Source organism: Marinitoga sp. 1135 (genome assembly GCF_013363245.1).
Lineage (GTDB): Bacteria > Thermotogota > Thermotogae > Petrotogales > Petrotogaceae > Marinitoga > Marinitoga piezophila.
Window position 1 is genome coordinate 99,155 of sequence record NZ_LBEZ01000018.1, and the last position, 19,299, is coordinate 118,453.

Below are 19,299 nucleotides of genomic sequence, written 5' to 3' on the forward strand. Positions count from 1 at the left end.
CTGAAGGAAGCAATAACTTTGGAAATAGGAGTGTGAGTTATGAAACTAAAAACAAAAAATAATATATTATTTGTATTAGAAATATTATTGAGAGTAGGATATGGAATAGCAATTCCCTTATTACTAAAGTGGATAATAGATATGTCAATAAAAAGTCCTGAAAAGGCATTGTACGGAGCGTATATTTATTCAGCAATGGTGCTTATTGAGTTGATGTTATTGTTATATTTTGGAGTGAAGAATAGGCATATATGGCCACATTTTTATACTGAGAAAATAAAAAGTTTAATATTAAAGGGATTATATGATAAAAACAAAAAACATGAAAATGGAAAATTAATAAATATAATATTTGATGATTCATATAATGTAGTTGAACCAACACAGATATTCTTTGCAATGCTATATGCAAGATTAATAAAAACATTTATAGCTTTTGGAATAATCTGGTATATAGCCGGATTAAAATATTTTTTAATATCATTGATATATTTAGCAGTATTGGGAATAAATTCATATATTATTCATAAAATAAAGTATGACGAAATAAATAATGCATATAAAAATCTTATGGATCATTATCTGGATTTTATTTCTGGAAATAAGGTTATATACCAATATAATATATTTGATAGCTTCTATAAGTTAAAGGAAAAACATGAAATTAAGAATATAAAAGAGCAAATGAAATATTATATAAAATATGTTTTTGGAAATCTTTTAAATTCAATATCAACAGTAATATATAATGTAATGATGGTATATTTATTGGTAAATGACATAAAAACTGGAATTTTAACTCTTGGAACATATTTTATGATTTTCCAGTTTAAAGAAGATATAACAGATCCACCAGAAGTATTATATTTCTTATTAAACGAATTTAAAAAGATAAAAGTAAGTAGAGAAAAAGTTAAAGAAATAGAGGAAATTTCTACGGAAAATACTTATGAAATAGTAGGAAATGATTATATAGAAAAGCCTGAAATTGCAGTTGAAAAATTAAAATTTGGATATAATGGGAAGAATAAAATATTTGAAAATTTAGATTTTAAATTTTCAGGGCCAGGATTATATTTAATAAGAGGAAAAAGTGGAATAGGAAAAAGTACATTGATAAAAATTCTATTAAAATTTTTTGAGCCAGAATACGGAAATATATTAATAAATGGGAAAAATATAAAAGAGGTTAGTCCGGAATATCTGAAAAGAAATATAAAGGTTTTGATGCAGGATAGTTATCATATTAGAGGAACAATAAAAGAAAATATAGATTTTGGAAGAAATCATGAAGAAGAGAAAATAAAAGAAACAATGCGAAAAACGGGCTTAGAAGATTTAGATGTAAATTATACAATAGATTTTAACGGAGAAAATATTTCAGGAGGACAATTAAAACGTGTATTAATTGGGCGAACTATAATAGACGATTCTCAAATAGTAATTTTTGATGAACCATTTGTAAATATAGACAATAAAAATAAAGAATTAATAATTGAGATATTGGAAAAAATAAAAGAGAAGAAAATGTGTATAGTAATAACTCATGATCATATCCTTGATACTAAAGCTGACAAAATATTGGAGTTAGGGTGAGAGTATGTGGAAAATTATAAAAAATGTTGGATATAAAAATCTGTTTCTCTTTTTTATTTCAGTAATATTTGGAGTATCAAGTATGATTTTTCAGGTGAAGGTTCCAATGCAAATAAAAGAAATACTGGATGGAGTAATTCAAAATAAAAATTTTGAATTAAATTTGATAATTATGCTATTTTTATATTATATATTATCAGAACTATCAGAATCAATTTCAAAGGTTTTATCTGTATATTCTCAACTTTTATCTGAAAAGGAATTAAGAAAAAGAATATTAAAAAATATTATAGAAAACAAAAGAGAGGAGATATCTAAAAATGGAATAGGATATATACAGGCAATAATATTTACTGATATAGAAACATTTTTATCAATAATGAATCCAAGAATTGTTTTAAGTGTTTTGTCTATAATATATATAATATTATCAAGTTATATAATGTTCCAGATAAATAAGGTTTACACAGTAATTTTAATAGCCTATATAATAGTAGTATTTATGTATTTCAGAAAAGCCTGGGAAATAAATTCAAAAGGTTTTGAAAAATTAAGAAATGAAGAAAGGGAAATAAAAGCATATACAGAAAATTTATTGAAAGCCAGGGTTGATCTATATTTGTTTAATAAGATAAAACATTTTTTTGATGTTAAATTGAATAATAGGTTTGGAAGCTATACTCAAAAAGCAAAAAAAGCATATTCAATTAATCATAAATATATAAATATGTTTCCTGAATTTATTAGAAATACAGCGTTTGTATTGATTTTAATAATATCAATTAATCAATTAATAAAGAGAGAAATAACCTTTGGAACCTTTCAGATGATAATGAGTTATTCAGGAACAATATTGATAATTGCATCGCAATTATCATTAATAACAGGTGAAATTTCAAAAGCATTGTCAACCAAAAAAATTTTACAGGAATATATAAGCATTCCAACCAAAAATGAAATAGAAAAAATTACAGATATTTCACAAAAAAATGAAATAGAAAAGTTTAATGAGAGTATAAAATCATTGGAAATTGATAAAGCGGGTTATGGATATGAGGATAAAAAAATAATAGAAGGTTTAACGTTTAAAGCAAAATCAAATGAAGTGATTATATTAAAAGGAAAAAGCGGTAGTGGAAAAACTACATTTTTTGAGGTATTAGTGGGGAATCTTCCGTTGTTAGATGGTAAAATAAGAATTAATGGCAAAGAATTAAAAGAAAGTATATTAAACAAAACTGCATATATGAATCAAAATGATTATATATTTAAAGAAAGTATATATGAAAATATATCTCTTGGAAGAGATATAGATAAAAAAGAAGTGGAAAGGATTTTACAAATTTTAGATTTAAAAGATTTTGATTTAGATTATGAATTAGAAGAAAATGGGAAAAATATATCCGGGGGGCAAAAATCAAGAATATTACTTGCCAGAACATTAATAGCTAAAGAAAAAGAAGTAATATTGCTTGATGAACCTTTAACCGGAGTTGATAAAAAAACAAAACAAAAAATATTGGATAGATTAAACGAGTTTTTCAAAAACAAAATAGCTATAATTTCTACACATGATGATGACATAACTAAATTGGGAAAGATTATTGATATTGAAAAATATTTAACAGTAAATAGCAATGAAAAATGATATCAAATTTGATAAAATAAATCCCCGTGTAATTACACGGGGATTTATTTATGTTATGTGAATTATCCTTTTACTGAACCCTGAGTTAATCCACCTACAAGATATTTTTGCATGGAAAGGAATAGAATAACCATTGGAACTGCACCTAATAATGCTGCTGCTGTAAATAGACCCCATTCAGTTTCAAATGGACCTGATGAGAATGTTTGTAATCCGACAGCATATGTGAAGTTCTGTTCACTTGCAAGAACTATTCTTGCCATAACAAATTCATTGAATGTTCCCATAAATGATAATATAGTTACAACTGCTAAAATTGGTGATGCAAGAGGCAATACAATTAACCAGAAAGTCTGGAATCTTGTAGCGCCATCAATCATGGCAGATTCTTCAAGAGAATCTGGAATAGTATCGTAATACCCTTTTATAAGCCACATATTAAATGCAACACCACCAAGATAAACAAATATCAACCCTGATAACGTATCGAGACCTATAAATCCAAAATAATCACCCATGAATTTAAGGATTCCATATAATGCAACCATATACATAATTGCAGGGAACATTTGAATAAGCATTAAATATAATAACCCTTCTTTTCTTCCTTTAAATCTCATTCTACTAAATGGATAAGCTGCAACAGCTGTCATTAAAACTGTTAGTATTGCAGTAATTCCAGCCACGATTATAGAGTTCATGAGCCATCTTAAGAAAGGCTTTCTTTGCTTTGGATTCCATTTGTCAAGTAGATTATATATATTTCCATCTATTTTTCTTAAATCTGATTTTAAAGCCTTATATTTTACAGAATCAGAAAGGTCTGATACAATTCTTGAGGATCTTGAGAGATCAGCCTTTGCAGGACCGTATTTTGAGTTGTATATAGATGAAATTTGCATAATAGGCAAAATATCTGCTGTATATCCACCATAATTTAATTTTAAGTAATCATCAGAATTGTTTTTCAACTCTGCTAATTGTGATTCAAATTCTTCTATTATTTTATTAAATGAAACAAGACTTTTCTGGAATTTTTCATTGGCTTCTTCAATATTTTCTTTTAATGTGAAGATGTTTATATCCTTCTTATCTGGCTTGTAGTATTTAAATATTTTAGAATTTAATAACGTTGAAATAAATTGTGCTTCTTCATAATTATTAACATCAGCGTTTATAAATTCCTTTACCATTAATAATTCGCCATAATTCTTTAATTTATCAAATTTATCAAATTCAGTTTTAAGAGAATTGTATAAAGTGTTATATTCATTATTGTATTTTTCTAATTCAGTTTTTATCCTTGAATACTCGCTATCCAATGTTTCAGCTTCTTTTATATTCGTTGCTAAGGTTAAAACAAGATTTTCAAAGGTTTTTATTGTTGGATTAATAGCTTCAATTACACCTGTAATTGTTTTATATGCGGGATTTAAAAATTCCACATCTTTATTTGAATAAATTTTTACTGCATTATCATTTATCCATATGAAAGAACTGGCAAATGATTCAATGTAGGTTTTGTATTCTTTAAAATCATCGAATAATACAAAATTTTCATTTATTGTAGTAAATGCATTTGAAAGATATTTTGCATTATCCATTAATTTTTGCATTTCCAATGTATAAATCTTTTTTTCCTTTAAATTGTACTTTTTAAATATATCAACTGCCGAGGAAAGTTTTTCGCCATATGGAGCGTAGATTTCCAATAATGCATTTAAGTCACCATTTAATTTTAATATTTCTTTATTCTTTTCGCTAATTTTTGAAGATAATTCATTTGATTTTTTCTGTAAAGAACTAATTTTACTTTCATAATCTTTTAGTTTTGAAAGCTCATTACCGTATTTTTCATTTTCAAGAGTTGCAAAGTAATCATCAACTTGTTCAGCTGTTTTAGTAATATCCTTCCAATTTGCATATAGTGATTTTATAATCGCTGGTAATTTTTGTAATTCTGAATTATCAGGTTGTAACTTTTTCCATTTTTTATATACTCTTATGTTCCAGAGCGTATAGCCTGGTTTTAAGCCATATATTGTATCAAAAGTTTTAGATATATATGTTTTATTTTTTGGAGTTATAGAGATTTTGTTTAATATGGTTCTTGCTTCATCTCTAAGCTTCAAATATTCATTGATTTTAGTTTTTAAAGAGGATATATTTTCATTTATTTCTGATAAATCCATTCCCCTAACTAATTCTTTTTCAATTTCGGAAAGATTTTTTACTTCATTATTTCTTGCAGTATTAATGTCATTTAATATTTCATTTGAGTATTTTGAGTTAATATTAGTAAGGATATTTTCAAATCTTAAATTTATATCTTCGAAATATTGTTTTGTTTCTGATATATATGTTTCAAAATCAGAGATTTGTGTATTTAACTTTTCTCTGGCTTCATCAAATGAAAGAGAAGAATTTTCACCGATAAAATGTGCAGTACTGTTCATATCTTTTATTAATTCCGGAACAGTAGCTTTTGGGAACAATAAATCTCTATAATAATTAAATGTAATTCTTGATGAAAATAATTTTGGAGAAAATGCTGCATTATCTCGTCTTACAGATGTTGTAACAACCCAAACTAAAGGGAAAAGCACAATTATAGTGATTATAATAAGAAATATATGTCTTAATATATAATTTTTCTTCTGTATCATAGCCATTATCTGCTCACCTCTTCAAATGCACCGGATAATTTAAAGTTGAAATAACTAATACCGGATACTATAGCAAAGATTAATATTGAAATAGCACTTGCAAAACCAAAATCCTGACCTCGAGAACCTTCAAAAGCCAATTTATATGTATATGAGATGAGTATATCTGTTGAACCTGCAGGTGTTGTTGCTCCTGGCATTGCAGGGCCACCACCTGTTAACAAATATATATTAACAAAATTATTGAAATTAAATGCAAAACTGCTTACAAGTAAAGGTGTAAGGGAAACCATTAATAATGGTAAAGTAATCTTTTTAAATTGTGTCCAACGTGTTGCTCCGTCAATAGAAGCTGCTTCATAAAGTTCATCTGGAATACTCTGTAAAGCACCTAAGGTTATTGTCATCATATATGGAAATCCAAGCCATGTATTTACAATCAACACAGCTACCTTTGCCCAAAATGGGTCATTTAACCATTTTATAGGTTCCAGTCCCAACGTTGTAATAACAAATCTGTTTAATATACCATATGTTTCATTGAAAAAGCCGTTTCTCCATATTAATACAGAAATAAATGCCGGAACTGCCCAGGGTATTATTAAAAGAGTTCTATATAATATTCTACCTTTCATATTTTTATCATTAAGCATTAAAGCCAGAATCATACCTATAATAAAACTAAACAACACGCTTAAAGCTGCATAAGTAAATGTCCAACCAAAGATTTTAAGAAATGGACCGGAAATCTTTGGGTCATCTTTTATACGCTTGAATTGATATGCTCCCACAAAATGCGAATAACCTATAAGTCTTTCTAATTTTCCGTTCTCATTATAATCCCAGAAAGCACCATCTTTTTCTACTAATTCCCTATTGGTTCTGGTATTAAATATAATAGTTTTGTATGTTTTTTTATTATTTTTGTATATAGGTTTGACTCTTAATTCATATATTCTATACGATTCATTAAATTTCTTATATATGTATCTCGAAGACAGTCTGTAACTTTTTCCTTCTGGTGTTTTTAATTCAAGAGCTCCTATATACTTTTGCCTGAGAACAGAATTATAAAACGCGGCATTTTTGAAAGTTTCTCTGTCTATAGGTGAATAAAAATATACATATTTCTTTCCAGAATCCGTTTCAAATCCTATAATTTCTTCGGCCTTTTTTTCTAAAGGCAATTCTTTGAAGGTTTCGTCTATAGCGATTCTTGTGAATGCTGTATAAATTTCGCCATTAATATTTGCTTTTAATTTATCCTTAGAAATTTCATATAATTCTGAAACTGCTAATTTGGTATTTCCCTTTGCATCTGTTTTTATTTCAGAAGGTTTTTGTGCTAAAAGTAATTTATCATCGTTATATAAAAGTATTAAAAAATCTTCTGTTGGTTTAAAATCTTTCATAACAACAAATACTTTAAAATTAAAATTTTCACCATTTTGTGGTTCATATAAATAATTTGGATCTTCCAATAAAATTTGAATAGCCTGATCTCTTGTAAATAAATGTCCTGTTCCATAATTGGTAAAAGCAGTTTTTACTGTGTAATAAATAGGGTATACTGTTAAAATAAATAGGAAAAACATTGCAGGTAAGGTATAACGATATGGGTATCCTTTTTTTGAAAATATTGCAATATTTGCGAGTATAGTAAATGCTGCAATAACAACTGCCAGACCGTAATTTCCCAATCCAGATAAAATAAATATAGTCCAGATTAATCCGGCATTTAGAAGTGCGATAAATGAGTACAACAATGCCTTGCCGATGAATTTCATGGTGTCCCTCCCTTAAAATAAGTAAATTTTTTATATATTTCCTTTTAAACGTTGATACTTAATAATTATAACATAAAAATAGCTATTTTACCATACTTTTTACAAAGAAATATGTTATAATATAGAAAAAATTAAGTGTGGTGATATTATGGAATATATGGTGTTATGTTCAATAGGTTTGGAAAAAATTCTCTCAAATGAATTGAAAAAAATGGGATATAAATTAAAAAATGCAAATAATGGAATTGTTGAATTTTATGGTAAAGAATATGATTATTATAAATTAAATATTTTATTGCGTACTGCAGAAAGAGTTATGATTAAAATAGGAGAATTTTATGCAGAAACGTTTGACGAATTATTTGATGGAATTTTGGATATTGATTTAAAACAGTATTTACCAAAAAATGGAAAAATAATTATTGACAAGGTAAGAAGCTCAAAATCAAAGTTATATAATAAATCAACAATTCAATCAATTGTAAAAAAATCAATAATTGAAAATTTAAAAAAAGGATATAAAATAAACACGTATAATGAAGAAAAAGGCGTATATAAAATAAGGGTATATATAAAAAACAATAAAGTAACCTTGGCGCTCGATACTTCAGGAGATGGCTTGCACAAAAGGGGATATAGAAAATATGTGAGCGAAGCGCCATTGAGAGAAACAATTGCAGCGGCGATGATATTAAAAAGTGGATGGAAAAGAAGATATCCTTTAATAGATCCATTTTGTGGTTCCGGAACAATTCCTATTGAAGGTGTATTGTATGGTTTAAATATTCCGCCGGGAATTTATAGAGATTTTTCATTTAATGACTGGTATAATTTTAATTCAAATCTTTTTGATGGAATGAAAAAAGAGTTATTAAAAGAAATTGATTATAATAAAGAGTTAAAAATATATGGTTATGACAAAGCATATAAAATGATAGAAATTGCCAGAAAAAATGCTGGAAATTTTGATATAAATAAATATATAACCTTTGTAAAAGCAAATATGGAAAGTATAAATCTTGATTATAAAGAAGGACATATAATTACAAATCCGCCGTATGGCGATAGATTAAAGGATAAAGATCATGCAGAAAAAATCTATGAACAGATGAGATATTTAAAAAGAAAATATCCTGATTTTAAATATACTATCATTACTTCACATGAAGAATTTGAAGATTTTTTTGGAAGTAAAGCAAAGAATAAAAAGAAAATAATAAATGGAAATCACGAGGCGTATATATATTATTTTGAAGGGGTATAAAAATGAGAAGAGAGTACTCAGTAAGAGAGCTATTTGATAGAATGAGTTTAATATTTTTATTTTTGATAATGCTTCTTTTACTGCCACCGAATATATACATGAATATAAGAAAAGAAACATGTTATAAGGAAAAAATTTACGATAAAATATCAAATTTCTTTTTTACAGAAATTACAAGAGAAATAAATAATCAATTATTAACCGAAAAGGCTGAAAAGGTCTCAATAGTAGAAAATAATATTGAAAATGCATTAAAAGATGTGGGATCTTTAGGTGGATATTCGGTAATTAAAGATAAGGAACTGCTTACGTTTTATAAAGTTAATGATAGTTACTATGTAAAAAGAGTTTTTCTTCCAAATATAATAAAAAATGTGGCAAGGAAATTAGAGTTTGAAGAGAATTTTATGGTTGTAGATTATAATAAAAAAATAATTTATTCTAACATAGAAAAAAACGTAAATTTAAAAGATAAAAATCTTAATTTAAAAGGTTTGGTAAAAATAGGTGATGCATTTTATTATTCGAGATTTAATAATGATACATTTACATATTATCCGTTTTATTTATTAATAGATATTAATGTGCATATATGGGATTATATTATAAAAACTTCTATACAATGGATTGCTATATTACTTATTATATTTATAATTGTTTTTTATATAGAAAAATCACATTATGAAAAAATTAGAAGGAATATAGAAGAATTTTCTGAAAAATCAAAGATTATAGGAGAAAAATTAATTCATGGTGAAGATACAAAATTTGAAGTGCCTAAGACAAATATAAAAGAAATAGATGATATAGGGAAAACATTATTTATGATGTTTTTGCAAAATATAGAATATATGAAAAAAAATAAGAAGCTTATTCAGGAAATTTTAAAACTCCTTGGAAATATTTCGGAATTTAGAGATGAAATAACAGGAAACCACATAATACGAGTAGGAAAAGTTTCAAGAATAATTGCAGAAGAGGTATTTGAAGATAAAAAAAAGGTAGAAATGATTTATTATGCTGCACAATTACATGATATTGGAAAAATAGGTATTCCTGATTCAATTTTGCAAAAACCCGGAAAATTAGATGATGACGAATTTGAAATAATGAAAAAGCATACAACAATAGGATATGAAATATTAAAAAAGGTTGATGATGAATTATTTGAAATGGCAAGTAAAATAGCTTTATATCATCATGAAAAATACGATGGGAGTGGGTATCCAGAAGGATTAAAGGGAGAAGAAATACCTATAGAAGGAAGAATAGTAGCGGTTTGTGATGTGTTTGATGCTTTGTTATCAGAAAGACCGTATAAAAAAGCTTTTGAATTTGAAGAAGGTGTAAAAATAATTATGAGCGGTGAAGGAAAACATTTTGATCCGAAAATAGTTGAGATTTTTGTGAATAACATAGATAAAATTAGAAACCTGTATAAAAACATGGGGGAAAAAGAATGAAAAAAATTCTTGGAATAGCTCTGATTTTAGTATTAATAGGGGTATATATATTATATCCAAGAAAAAATATAAATATTGTAACTCAAATGTCTGAAGAAGAAATAATAGGATTAGAAAAAATATTAAAACATTATGAGATGTTTCATTTTATTAAATTTAATATAATAAGAGTTCCTTTTTCCGGCCATTTTTCAAGAATTCAGGAAATGATAAAACAAAATATTAATATTGATATTGCACGTGTTGATATAAAAATGCCGGAGTGGTTTAAAAAATATGTAAAATCAGAACCTGTATTGCAGGCAGTGGACACGCTTGTAATGATTTATGATGCGAATGATAAAATAAAACCGCCAGAAACTATTAATGATTTTTTTGATTTTATTGAAAATAATACTGTAGATATTAATGGAAAGACAATTAAGGATAAAGGTTTTGATAAAGATAAAATTATGCAATATGCAGTTTATATTCCATATGTTTCTGGGTGGTGGATGAGTGTTTTATATGGAAGTAATGATAGGAATTTTTTGACGGAAAATGCCGATAAGGAAAATTTTATTTCTATATCAAGAAGAATAAAATATTATTACAAAAATGGTTTAATTCCGAGAGTGTGTTCGGATTTTTATGAAGAAATGATGAGAATGTTTATTTCTGGTGATGTAAAAATAATATTTAATGGTCCATGGAGTTTTTCAACTTTAAGAGAAAAAGGTAAAGATTTTAAAGTTTATTATACACCTCGTGGATTTTCTGGAAGATTTTCACCTATGGGTGGGCAGCAATGGGTATTATTGAAAGATAATAAATATACCGAGAAAGCATTTGAGTATTTGGGTTCTAATTATGTTGCAGAAAAGTTTTATGAATATAACAGTACACTGATGCCAAATAAAGGGTTAATAGAAAGATTGGAGAAAAGTGGAAATATTGTAGCCTCACAATTAAAAGATGCAGTTAAAATAGATAAAAACACAGATTATATATTATATGAATTTTTTTCCAATGAATTTGTGGAATATTTAAACGATAAAATAAGTGAGGAAAAATTATTTGAAAGCTGGCTTAATAAAATAAAATATAAAAAATAAGGGGTTTTAAAACCCCTTATTTTAATTTAATTTTTATTTTGTTCTAAATAACCTATCTCCAGCGTCCCCGAGTCCAGGGATAATATATGCGTGATCATTTAATTTTTCATCCATTGCAGCAGTAAAAATCTTAACATCTGGATGTTCCTCTTCTACATTTTTAACTCCTTCTGGAGCGGCTAACAATGACATAACAATAATATTTTTAACTCCAAATTCTTTAACTTTTTTAATGGCATATTTAATTGAGAATCCTGTTGCAAGCATTGGATCAACTATGAAAACATAGTGATTTTCTGTAAATGGTGGAAATTTTAAATAATATTCTACAGGTTTTAAGGTTTCAGGATCTCTATAGATTCCAAGAAAACCTATACTGGCATTTGGTACAAGGCTTAAAATACCATCCATCATACCAAGACCTGCTCTTAATATTGGAACTATGGTGATTTTTTTATCTTCAACCATTTGACCTGTTGTTGTTTGAATAGGTGTGTCTACATCTACATCTATTGTTGGCAGATTTCTTGTTGCTTCGTAAGTTAATAATAGAGTTATTTCATTTAATAATTCTCTAAATTCTTTTGGACCGGTGTTTTTGTTTCTCATAATTGTAAGTTTGTGTTTGATTAAAGGGTGGTTTACCACAGTAAGGTTTTTAAAATCCATAACTTTAACCTCCTATATTTAAATTCTTTAACATTATATCATAAAATATACTTGGAAGTGTGAAAAAATTTTGATAAAATATAAAAAGATGATGTCAAATTAGAAGGAGGAAAAAAATGAAAATATTTAGCCTGATGAAATATGAACTCATAAAAATTTTTCGAAATAAAGGATTTATTATATCAATAATTCTAATTCCGTTTTTGTTAGCATATCTTGGTTCTAATTTGTTTCCAGAAAATATGCTGGCAGATTATAAAATTGCTGTTTATAATGAGGATAATTCATTTTTGGGTAAATTTGGATTTATGTTTTTAAGTCAATTTTTTAAATGGAAAGATGCTGTACAGCTTTCCTCTAAAACAGAGATGACAGAAGCCATTAAAGAAAATAAATTTGATTCAATTCTAATTATTCCAAAAGGATTTATGAATGATTTAAAGAATTACAAAAAAACACAATTAATAATTGTTCCCAACCCGAACGATTTAAATAGCAGTGTTGCTATTTATACCGTGGTAAAAGCATTATTTAATGAATTGGCAGGAATTCCTGAAATTTCAGTTGGTTCAACAACGCAATTTGTTTTAAAAGGAGGTATTTCAGTAGATAAGGATAGAGTACCTCCGGAAATTACCATAAAGATCCCCGATATAAAAGATGGATCTTTAAAAAATGTTAAAGGTGCATCATTGGATTTTCAGGATATGCTAGCTCCATCATCAATACTCGTATTAATATTGATATTTTCAATGGGAGGAATTGGTATATCTGTTTCACAAACAAGAGAAAATGGATTACTTGATATATATAGAGCAAATGGGCTTAAAATCTGGGAATTTTCAGTATATAAGTTATTGACATATGTATTTCTTGGGTTAATTTCAAGTTTTATAACCTGGTATGTTTTTGAACATTATGGAACAAATTTTGCTGGGAGTGAAATTAATTTAGTAATTTTAATAACATTAAATGTAATAATGTTTGCTACTTTTGGGCTGTTAATAGCATCTATTGCCAAAACTACAAGAACAACAACATTTATGCTCGCTATATTTATTGGAGTTATGATTTTATTTGGCGATGTATTAATCTCCATTCCTAAGGAATCTGTATGGTATAAATGGTCATATGCATTACCTATAAAATATTCCATAGATTCTTTAAGAAAAGTAGCTTTATTAAATTATAATCTTTCTATGATTCAAAAAGATATATTCATTATGGTCGGATTTACAATTATAGCCTTTTTTATAAGTTATTTATCTCTATCACATGTTGAAAGAAGATGATTAAAATTATAATAAAATAGCAATGCCAAAGGCATTGCTATTTTATTTATTTTATAATATTTAATTCTTTACCGATTTTTTCAAATTTTTCAACAGCGAAATCAAGATCTTCTTTTGTATGTGCTGCACTAATCATAACCCTGATTCTTGCTAATCCTTTTGGTACTGTAGGATATCCAATTGATTGAGCGAAAATACCCTCTTCAAAGAGTTTTAAACTAAACTCTTTTGCAACCTTTGCATCATATAACATTACAGGTGTAATAGGTGTTTCGCTATGCCATGTGTCAAACCCAAGTGCATTTAATTTTTCTTTGAAGTATTTTGCATTATCCCATAATCTTTCTACAACTTCTCCGCTTTCAACAAGTATTCTTACAGCTTCAAGAGCAGCGCCTGCTTCTGCTGGGGATAATGAACTACTAAATAAGAAAGGTCTTGCTTTTTGTTTTAAATAGTCTATTAATTCCTTTTTACCAGCTACAAAGCCTCCAACAACACCAAATGCTTTAGAAAGAGTACCAACCTCTATATGAACTCTTCCGTGTAGGTGGAAATGGTCTACAATTCCTCTTCCACTTTCACCAAGAACTCCTTCTCCATGTGCATCATCAACCATAACAATAGCATCATACTTTTCAGCAACTTCAACAATTTCTGGTAATGGAGCTAAATCGCCATCCATACTGAAAACACCATCTGTGATAATTAAGAGTCTTCTTGCTCCAGCTTCTTTAGCTTCTTTTAATTTTTCTTCAAGATCCTTAACGTCTTTATGTTTCCATACGTATTTTTTTGCTTTTGATAATCTTACACCGTCTATAATACTTGCATGGTTTAATTCATCTGATAATATTGCATCATCTTTAGTTGTAATTGCAGGAATAACTGCCTGGTTAGCATTAAATCCTGATTGAACAACTAAAGTTGCTTCAGTTTTTTTAAATGCAGCAAGTTCTTTCTCAAGTTGTGTATGTATATCCATTGTACCTGCAATACTTCTTACAGCACCAGGACCTACTCCATATTTTTCTATTGCTTCTATAGCAGCTTTTTTCATTCTTTCATTATTCGCGAAACCAAGATAATTATTTGAACAAAGATTTAAAACTTTTTTTCCATCAACTTCAAACCATGCACCCTGAGCACTTTCAAGTGTTCTAATAGTTACAAATAATCCATTTTCCTTTAATTCATTCATTTCAGCTACAAGTTGTTCATAGAAATTCATTTTCTCTCCCCCTTATTCAGAGATTTTAAGGATTATTTTACCACTTTTTTTAGAATTCATAATTTCAAAACCTTTTTCAAATTCTTCCATTGGTAATACATGTGTAATAACCTTTGAAAGATCGAGTTTTTTTGTTCTTAGCCATTCTGATGCTATTTGCCATGTTTCGAACATTTTTCTTCCTGTAATACAATGTATATTTATACCTTTAAATACGGCAGTATTCATTTCAAATGGAACAGGATTAGTTGGAAAAACGCCAAGTATAACAGCATCTCCGCCATTAGTTAAAGCATTTATTCCTTGATTTAAAGCATTAGGATTACCTGACATTTCAAGTAAAACATCTGCGCCATCATCATTTGTTAATTTCATAACTTCTTCTACAAGATTTTCTTCAAGAGGGTTTATAATATAATCTGCTCCCATTTCTTTAGCCATATTCATTCTATATTCTGAAGGTTCACTTACTATTATTGTAGCAGCACCAGATACCTTTGCAACCTGAACAGCCATAACTCCAATTGGACCTGCACCTGTAATTAAAACGGTTTTTCCTCTTAAATCAACTGCAGTAGCTGTATGTATAGCGTTTCCAAGGGGTTCCATAACAGAAGCAAACTCTCTTGGTATAGATGGATCAAGTTTCCATAACACAATTTCAGGTACTACAACATACTCTGCAAAAACACCGTCTCTATCCACACCTAATATCTGCATATTTTTACATATGTGCATTTTACCAGTTTTACATTGTTTACAAACGCCACATGGAATATGTGTTTCTGCAGCAACAATATCTCCCGGTTTTAATCCTTTTACCATAGGACCAACTTCAACAACTTCACCAACAAATTCATGACCATCAATTTGTGGAGTTTTAATTCTTTGCTGTGACCATTCATCCCATTTCCAGATATGTAAATCAGTTCCGCATATGGAAGCATTTAAAACTTTAACCTTTACATCATTTGGCTCTTTAATTTCAGGAATTTCAACTTCTTCAAGCGAAAATCCTTTTCCAGGTTCTTTTTTGACAATAGCCTTCATTGTTCCCAACAGAGTTCACCATCCTTTTTAGTTTTCGTACTTTAAGTTTATCGCAAAAATGAAAAAAATTTCAATGTCATTTTTTTCAGGTTACGTGCAATTAGATGTTTTAAAAAACAATGAAGGTTAAATATGTGTGATTTACTTAGGATTATAATAATACAATTCTTCATCTTCAGTAATTAGCTCGCTGGATAGTAATTTTTGTATTTTATCCTGAGAAATATATGTTAAAACAAATTCTTTGGGTAATCCTTTTATTTTTTGACTTCTATTATGTAATTTTTTTAAATTTAATAATAATATTTCTTCTTCTGGTTTTTTCATAAAAGAAGCTATTTCCATAAAGATTATTTTTAAATTAAAAAAGAATTGTTCCATGTAATTTGGATCCTTTAAAAGGTCTCTAAATAAAGAATAAGAATCTTTTTTAAAACGAGTTTTTCCAACTTTATAATAATCAATAATATTTAATCCAAAAATTAATGAATCAAGACCAAAATAATCATCTTCGCAAAATACCTGCCCCATCTTTTCATCATTTCCATATTTTAATACAGAAATTACAACGCCGCTTTGTATATATGCAATTTCCTGAACTTCTTTTGAAAGGTTTGTAATTAAAGAAACTTCCATGATTATTCACCTTCATTCTTTTTATTAAATAAGTTAAGATACATTTCATAATTTTCTATTCTAATTAACATTTCTCCCCAGGAAGGAATCCCCCAGAAACGCAATATTTCAAGGTATTCTTCTAAAATTTCCTGTATTCTTTCTCTATCTTTACAAAAAATGGTAGATAGATATAAAAAATATTTTACAAGCGCTCTGTCTTCTATTTCTATTGATTTCTCAAAAGCATATATTAAGTCCTCACACAATACATTATTGCTTAAATTCTTTCTTATATAATTTGTTGTATATACTATTATTCCGGGAAGGTCTAAATTATCTTTATCAAATAAAGCCTTAAAACTTTCAGCTGCAACATCAGGATCATCCGGCAATTCAGTTTCAAATATTTCACCGGCATTTAAGATTTGATCTAATTCTGATAATAATGCGTCTGTTTCATCTAAAATTAAATCATCCAATACATCGCGTTTATTAAGGGCGCGAGCTTTCATTTTTAAAAGTTCTGAAATATCAGGAATAACTCCAAAAACACTTTTATAAAATAAATTTATGTAAAGATTTGAAATATGCTCAAAAAATTTTTCGAATTCTTTTTCATCAATTAATTTTATAAGCGTTTCCTTGCTTATTTTTAAAACTTCAACCCGAGTATTTGCTATATAACTTTCAAGCAAAGGTTTTCCAGTAATAAAACTCATTGTACCTATAAAATCACCTGGCTGTAATTCGTTGTTTTTTAAAGAAGTCATAACCTTTCCGGAGATAATATAATAACAAAAATTATACGTTTCATTTTCTTTTAAAATTACTTCGCCAGGATTAAAAAAGTCTTTCATAAAATCACCTTCTAATTTTAAAATATAAATCAGGAAACTCTGTATCCATGAATAATATATCAGTTGAATCTTTGTCTATTTGTGTTTGGTTAGGAATATTTTCATATTCGAAAATATGAGGATTACTATCTTTGTTTAATAATTTGTTTGATTTATAATAGTAATCTGGAAATAGGAATTCATAATTTTGAATATTTTTTATATATCCTGATTTACTATATCTCAACTCTGAAATATTAAATTTTGTAGATAAAAACGTTGTTAATGAATCATTCTGTTTATTGCTTAATTCTAAATAATAATATGGGACATGTGCAAATGAATTATATGAATAATAATTTCCTAAAATCTTTCTGGCGGCTGGTATTGCGTGTGTTGTTGATAATAAGAATTTTCCATCAACTCTTGTGGATATAGTTATCTTTCCGTCAAATCCAGAAAACCAAACAGAGTTATCAGCCGTTCCTGTTTTTCCATAAAAATCTCTTTTAGACGCAAATAAATTTCTGGCAGTTCCTTCTTCAACAACCTCTTTTAATAGTTTATTCATTGTATTATAAGAAGTATTAGAAATGGTTTTAATCTTTCTTTCAATTTTAGGTTGTCTTTTATAAATAACATTTCCGTTTTTATCCATAATTTCATCGATTATATAAATTTTAGGTATTAATCCAAAATTAGGGAATATTGTAAAAGCGCGAGCTATATTGTAGGTATTACTTTCAATAGTTCCAAGAGAAATAGTAATATCATCAGGATAATATGCGTCCATACCAATTTCATTTTTAAGAAAGTTTTCAACAATTTTTATTGATTCGGTTGGACTATTTCCAAGCTTTAGAAATAATTGTATTGAAGGTATATTAATAGAATGAATCAAAGCTTCTTTGAGAGATACACTGCCTCTAAATGTCTTTTCAAAATTTTTAGGAGCCCAATTTCCAATTTTTAAAGGTTCATCTATTAATTGAGTTTCCGGAGAAAAACCTTTTTCTATTGCCAGTAAATAATAAAAAGGTTTTATATTAGAACCGATTTGACGTTTTGATTTAAAAACATCATATTGGCTGCCAAAAAAAGAAATTATTTCTCCGGTTTTGTTATTTAATAAAATAGCATTTTTTGAAGCATCCCAGGTATCTTTTACTGTTTCAAATAAATCTCTATTAATAGTAGATTTAATAATATACCCACCATTTTTAATACCCAATCTATCGGCTTCTTCCTTTATTGCAAGAACAAGTTGTAAGTTATTATCATCAAAATCAGGTTTTTTAAAGGTCATTTCATTTAACAATTGAGTATAATTTTTATATTCTTCTTTTGATAAAAAATTATTTGTGAATAGTGAGTCAAGTATAATAAGTCCCTGTTTTTTTGCTTTTAATGGGTGTTTATAAGGATTATAGTATTCTGGTGCATTTAATATTCCAACGAGTACAGAAATTTCAGCCATATTTAAGTCTTTTAGTTCTTTATTATAGTATCTTTTGGCTGCAGCGCCAAATCCATTTATATCATTACCAAGATAAGCAGTATTTATATAAGCTTCAAGTATATCATTTTTTGTGTAATTTCTCTCAACCCAGAAAGAGATGAATATTTCTATAATTTTCCTGGTAATAACTTTTTTTCTTGTTAGATAAATATTCTTAACAATTTGTTGGGTTAAGGTACTTCCGCCATATGAAGTTCCGTGCAAAATATTTGTTATAATAGCTCTTGTAAACCCTTTTAAATTAAACCCCGGATGTCCATAAAAATCCCTATCTTCTGACCATAATAATATAAAAGTTAAATCTACGGGAATATCTTTAAACTCAATATACTTAAACTTAGGTGGAAATATTTCATTTCCGTCAGAAAAGAGATATGTATTATAATTATTGTTTATAGAAAAAATAGAACGTGATTTATATATAGAATAAGAGTATCCAAGTAGTATAATACTGATAAGTAATGAGACAATAACACCAGAAAAAAAATATTTCAAAGCATATTCCTCCATATTTAAAGACTTTTTAATAAAAGTAGTATATAATAAAAACGCTATTAATATTATAT

14 protein-coding genes are annotated in these 19,299 nt (G+C 27.5%); 6 read left to right on the forward strand and 8 right to left on the reverse strand.

Annotated elements, in window-relative coordinates; all coding sequences use genetic code 11:
• Positions 1–39: 39 nt before the first annotated feature.
• Both XO10_RS08025 and XO10_RS08030 read left to right on the forward strand, forming a co-directional pair.
• Positions 40–1,596, forward strand: coding sequence for an ABC transporter ATP-binding protein (locus tag XO10_RS08025; protein ID WP_175418467.1), 1,557 nt, complete (start codon positions 40–42; stop codon positions 1,594–1,596).
• A 4-nt stretch (positions 1,597–1,600) separates the two neighbouring features.
• On the forward strand, positions 1,601–3,244 hold the full coding sequence (locus XO10_RS08030) for an ABC transporter ATP-binding protein (RefSeq protein ID WP_175421378.1): 1,644 nt from the start codon (positions 1,601–1,603) through the stop codon (positions 3,242–3,244).
• A gap of 62 nt (positions 3,245–3,306) precedes the next feature.
• Here the strand turns inward: XO10_RS08030 and XO10_RS08035 are convergent, their stop codons facing one another.
• Positions 3,307–5,916 carry a sugar ABC transporter permease gene (locus XO10_RS08035; RefSeq protein ID WP_175418468.1) on the reverse strand — a complete coding sequence of 870 codons (2,610 nt, stop codon included), beginning with the start codon at positions 5,914–5,916 and terminating at the stop codon, positions 3,307–3,309.
• Complete coding sequence (locus XO10_RS08040) at positions 5,916–7,697, reverse strand: ABC transporter permease subunit (RefSeq protein WP_014297080.1); 1,782 nt, start codon at positions 7,695–7,697, stop codon at positions 5,916–5,918. Before XO10_RS08040 ends, XO10_RS08035 begins: the two co-directional genes overlap by 1 nt.
• A gap of 148 nt (positions 7,698–7,845) precedes the next feature.
• Between XO10_RS08040 and XO10_RS08045 the strand changes: the two genes are divergently transcribed.
• From XO10_RS08045 to XO10_RS08055, 3 genes are read left to right on the forward strand one after another with little or no spacing between them, the layout of a single operon-like run.
• On the forward strand, positions 7,846–8,961 hold the full coding sequence (locus XO10_RS08045; protein ID WP_014297081.1) for a class I SAM-dependent RNA methyltransferase: 1,116 nt from the start codon (positions 7,846–7,848) through the stop codon (positions 8,959–8,961).
• A gap of 2 nt (positions 8,962–8,963) precedes the next feature.
• Complete coding sequence (locus XO10_RS08050; protein ID WP_014297082.1) at positions 8,964–10,424, forward strand: HD-GYP domain-containing protein; 1,461 nt, start codon at positions 8,964–8,966, stop codon at positions 10,422–10,424.
• On the forward strand, positions 10,421–11,518 hold the full coding sequence (locus XO10_RS08055; RefSeq protein ID WP_014297083.1) for an extracellular solute-binding protein: 1,098 nt from the start codon (positions 10,421–10,423) through the stop codon (positions 11,516–11,518). Before XO10_RS08050 ends, XO10_RS08055 begins: the two co-directional genes overlap by 4 nt.
• A 33-nt stretch (positions 11,519–11,551) precedes the next feature.
• On the opposite strand, the gene upp is transcribed toward XO10_RS08055, so the two are convergent.
• The gene (upp, locus tag XO10_RS08060; RefSeq protein WP_014297084.1) at positions 11,552–12,187 is read right to left on the reverse strand and encodes a uracil phosphoribosyltransferase; all 636 of its coding nucleotides are present in this window, start codon (positions 12,185–12,187) and stop codon (positions 11,552–11,554) included.
• Between the two features lie 116 nt (positions 12,188–12,303).
• On the opposite strand from upp, the gene XO10_RS08065 reads away from it, so the two are divergent.
• Positions 12,304–13,479 (forward strand): ABC transporter permease, encoded by a 1,176-nt coding sequence (locus XO10_RS08065; protein WP_014297085.1) that lies wholly within the window; start codon positions 12,304–12,306, stop codon positions 13,477–13,479.
• A 46-nt stretch (positions 13,480–13,525) separates the two neighbouring features.
• On the opposite strand, the gene XO10_RS08070 is transcribed toward XO10_RS08065, so the two are convergent.
• The 5 genes from XO10_RS08070 to XO10_RS08090 all read right to left on the reverse strand — a co-directional run bounded on the left by XO10_RS08070 (position 13,526) and on the right by XO10_RS08090 (position 19,228).
• Entirely contained in the window at positions 13,526–14,710 is a 1,185-nt protein-coding gene (locus tag XO10_RS08070) for a glycine C-acetyltransferase (protein WP_014297086.1), read from the reverse strand.
• Positions 14,711–14,722: 12 nt separating this feature from the next.
• Entirely contained in the window at positions 14,723–15,760 is a 1,038-nt protein-coding gene (gene tdh / locus XO10_RS08075) for an L-threonine 3-dehydrogenase (protein WP_014297087.1), read from the reverse strand.
• A gap of 141 nt (positions 15,761–15,901) precedes the next feature.
• Positions 15,902–16,396 (reverse strand): hypothetical protein, encoded by a 495-nt coding sequence (locus tag XO10_RS08080; protein WP_014297088.1) that lies wholly within the window; start codon positions 16,394–16,396, stop codon positions 15,902–15,904.
• 2 nt (positions 16,397–16,398) lie between these two features.
• Positions 16,399–17,235: a cyclic nucleotide-binding domain-containing protein gene (locus tag XO10_RS08085; RefSeq protein ID WP_014297089.1), complete on the reverse strand. Its 837-nt coding sequence runs from the start codon at positions 17,233–17,235 to the stop codon at positions 16,399–16,401.
• A gap of 4 nt (positions 17,236–17,239) precedes the next feature.
• A complete protein-coding gene (locus XO10_RS08090) occupies positions 17,240–19,228 on the reverse strand; it encodes a transglycosylase domain-containing protein (RefSeq protein WP_014297090.1) in 1,989 nt (662 codons plus the stop codon).
• Positions 19,229–19,299: the final 71 nt, after the last annotated feature.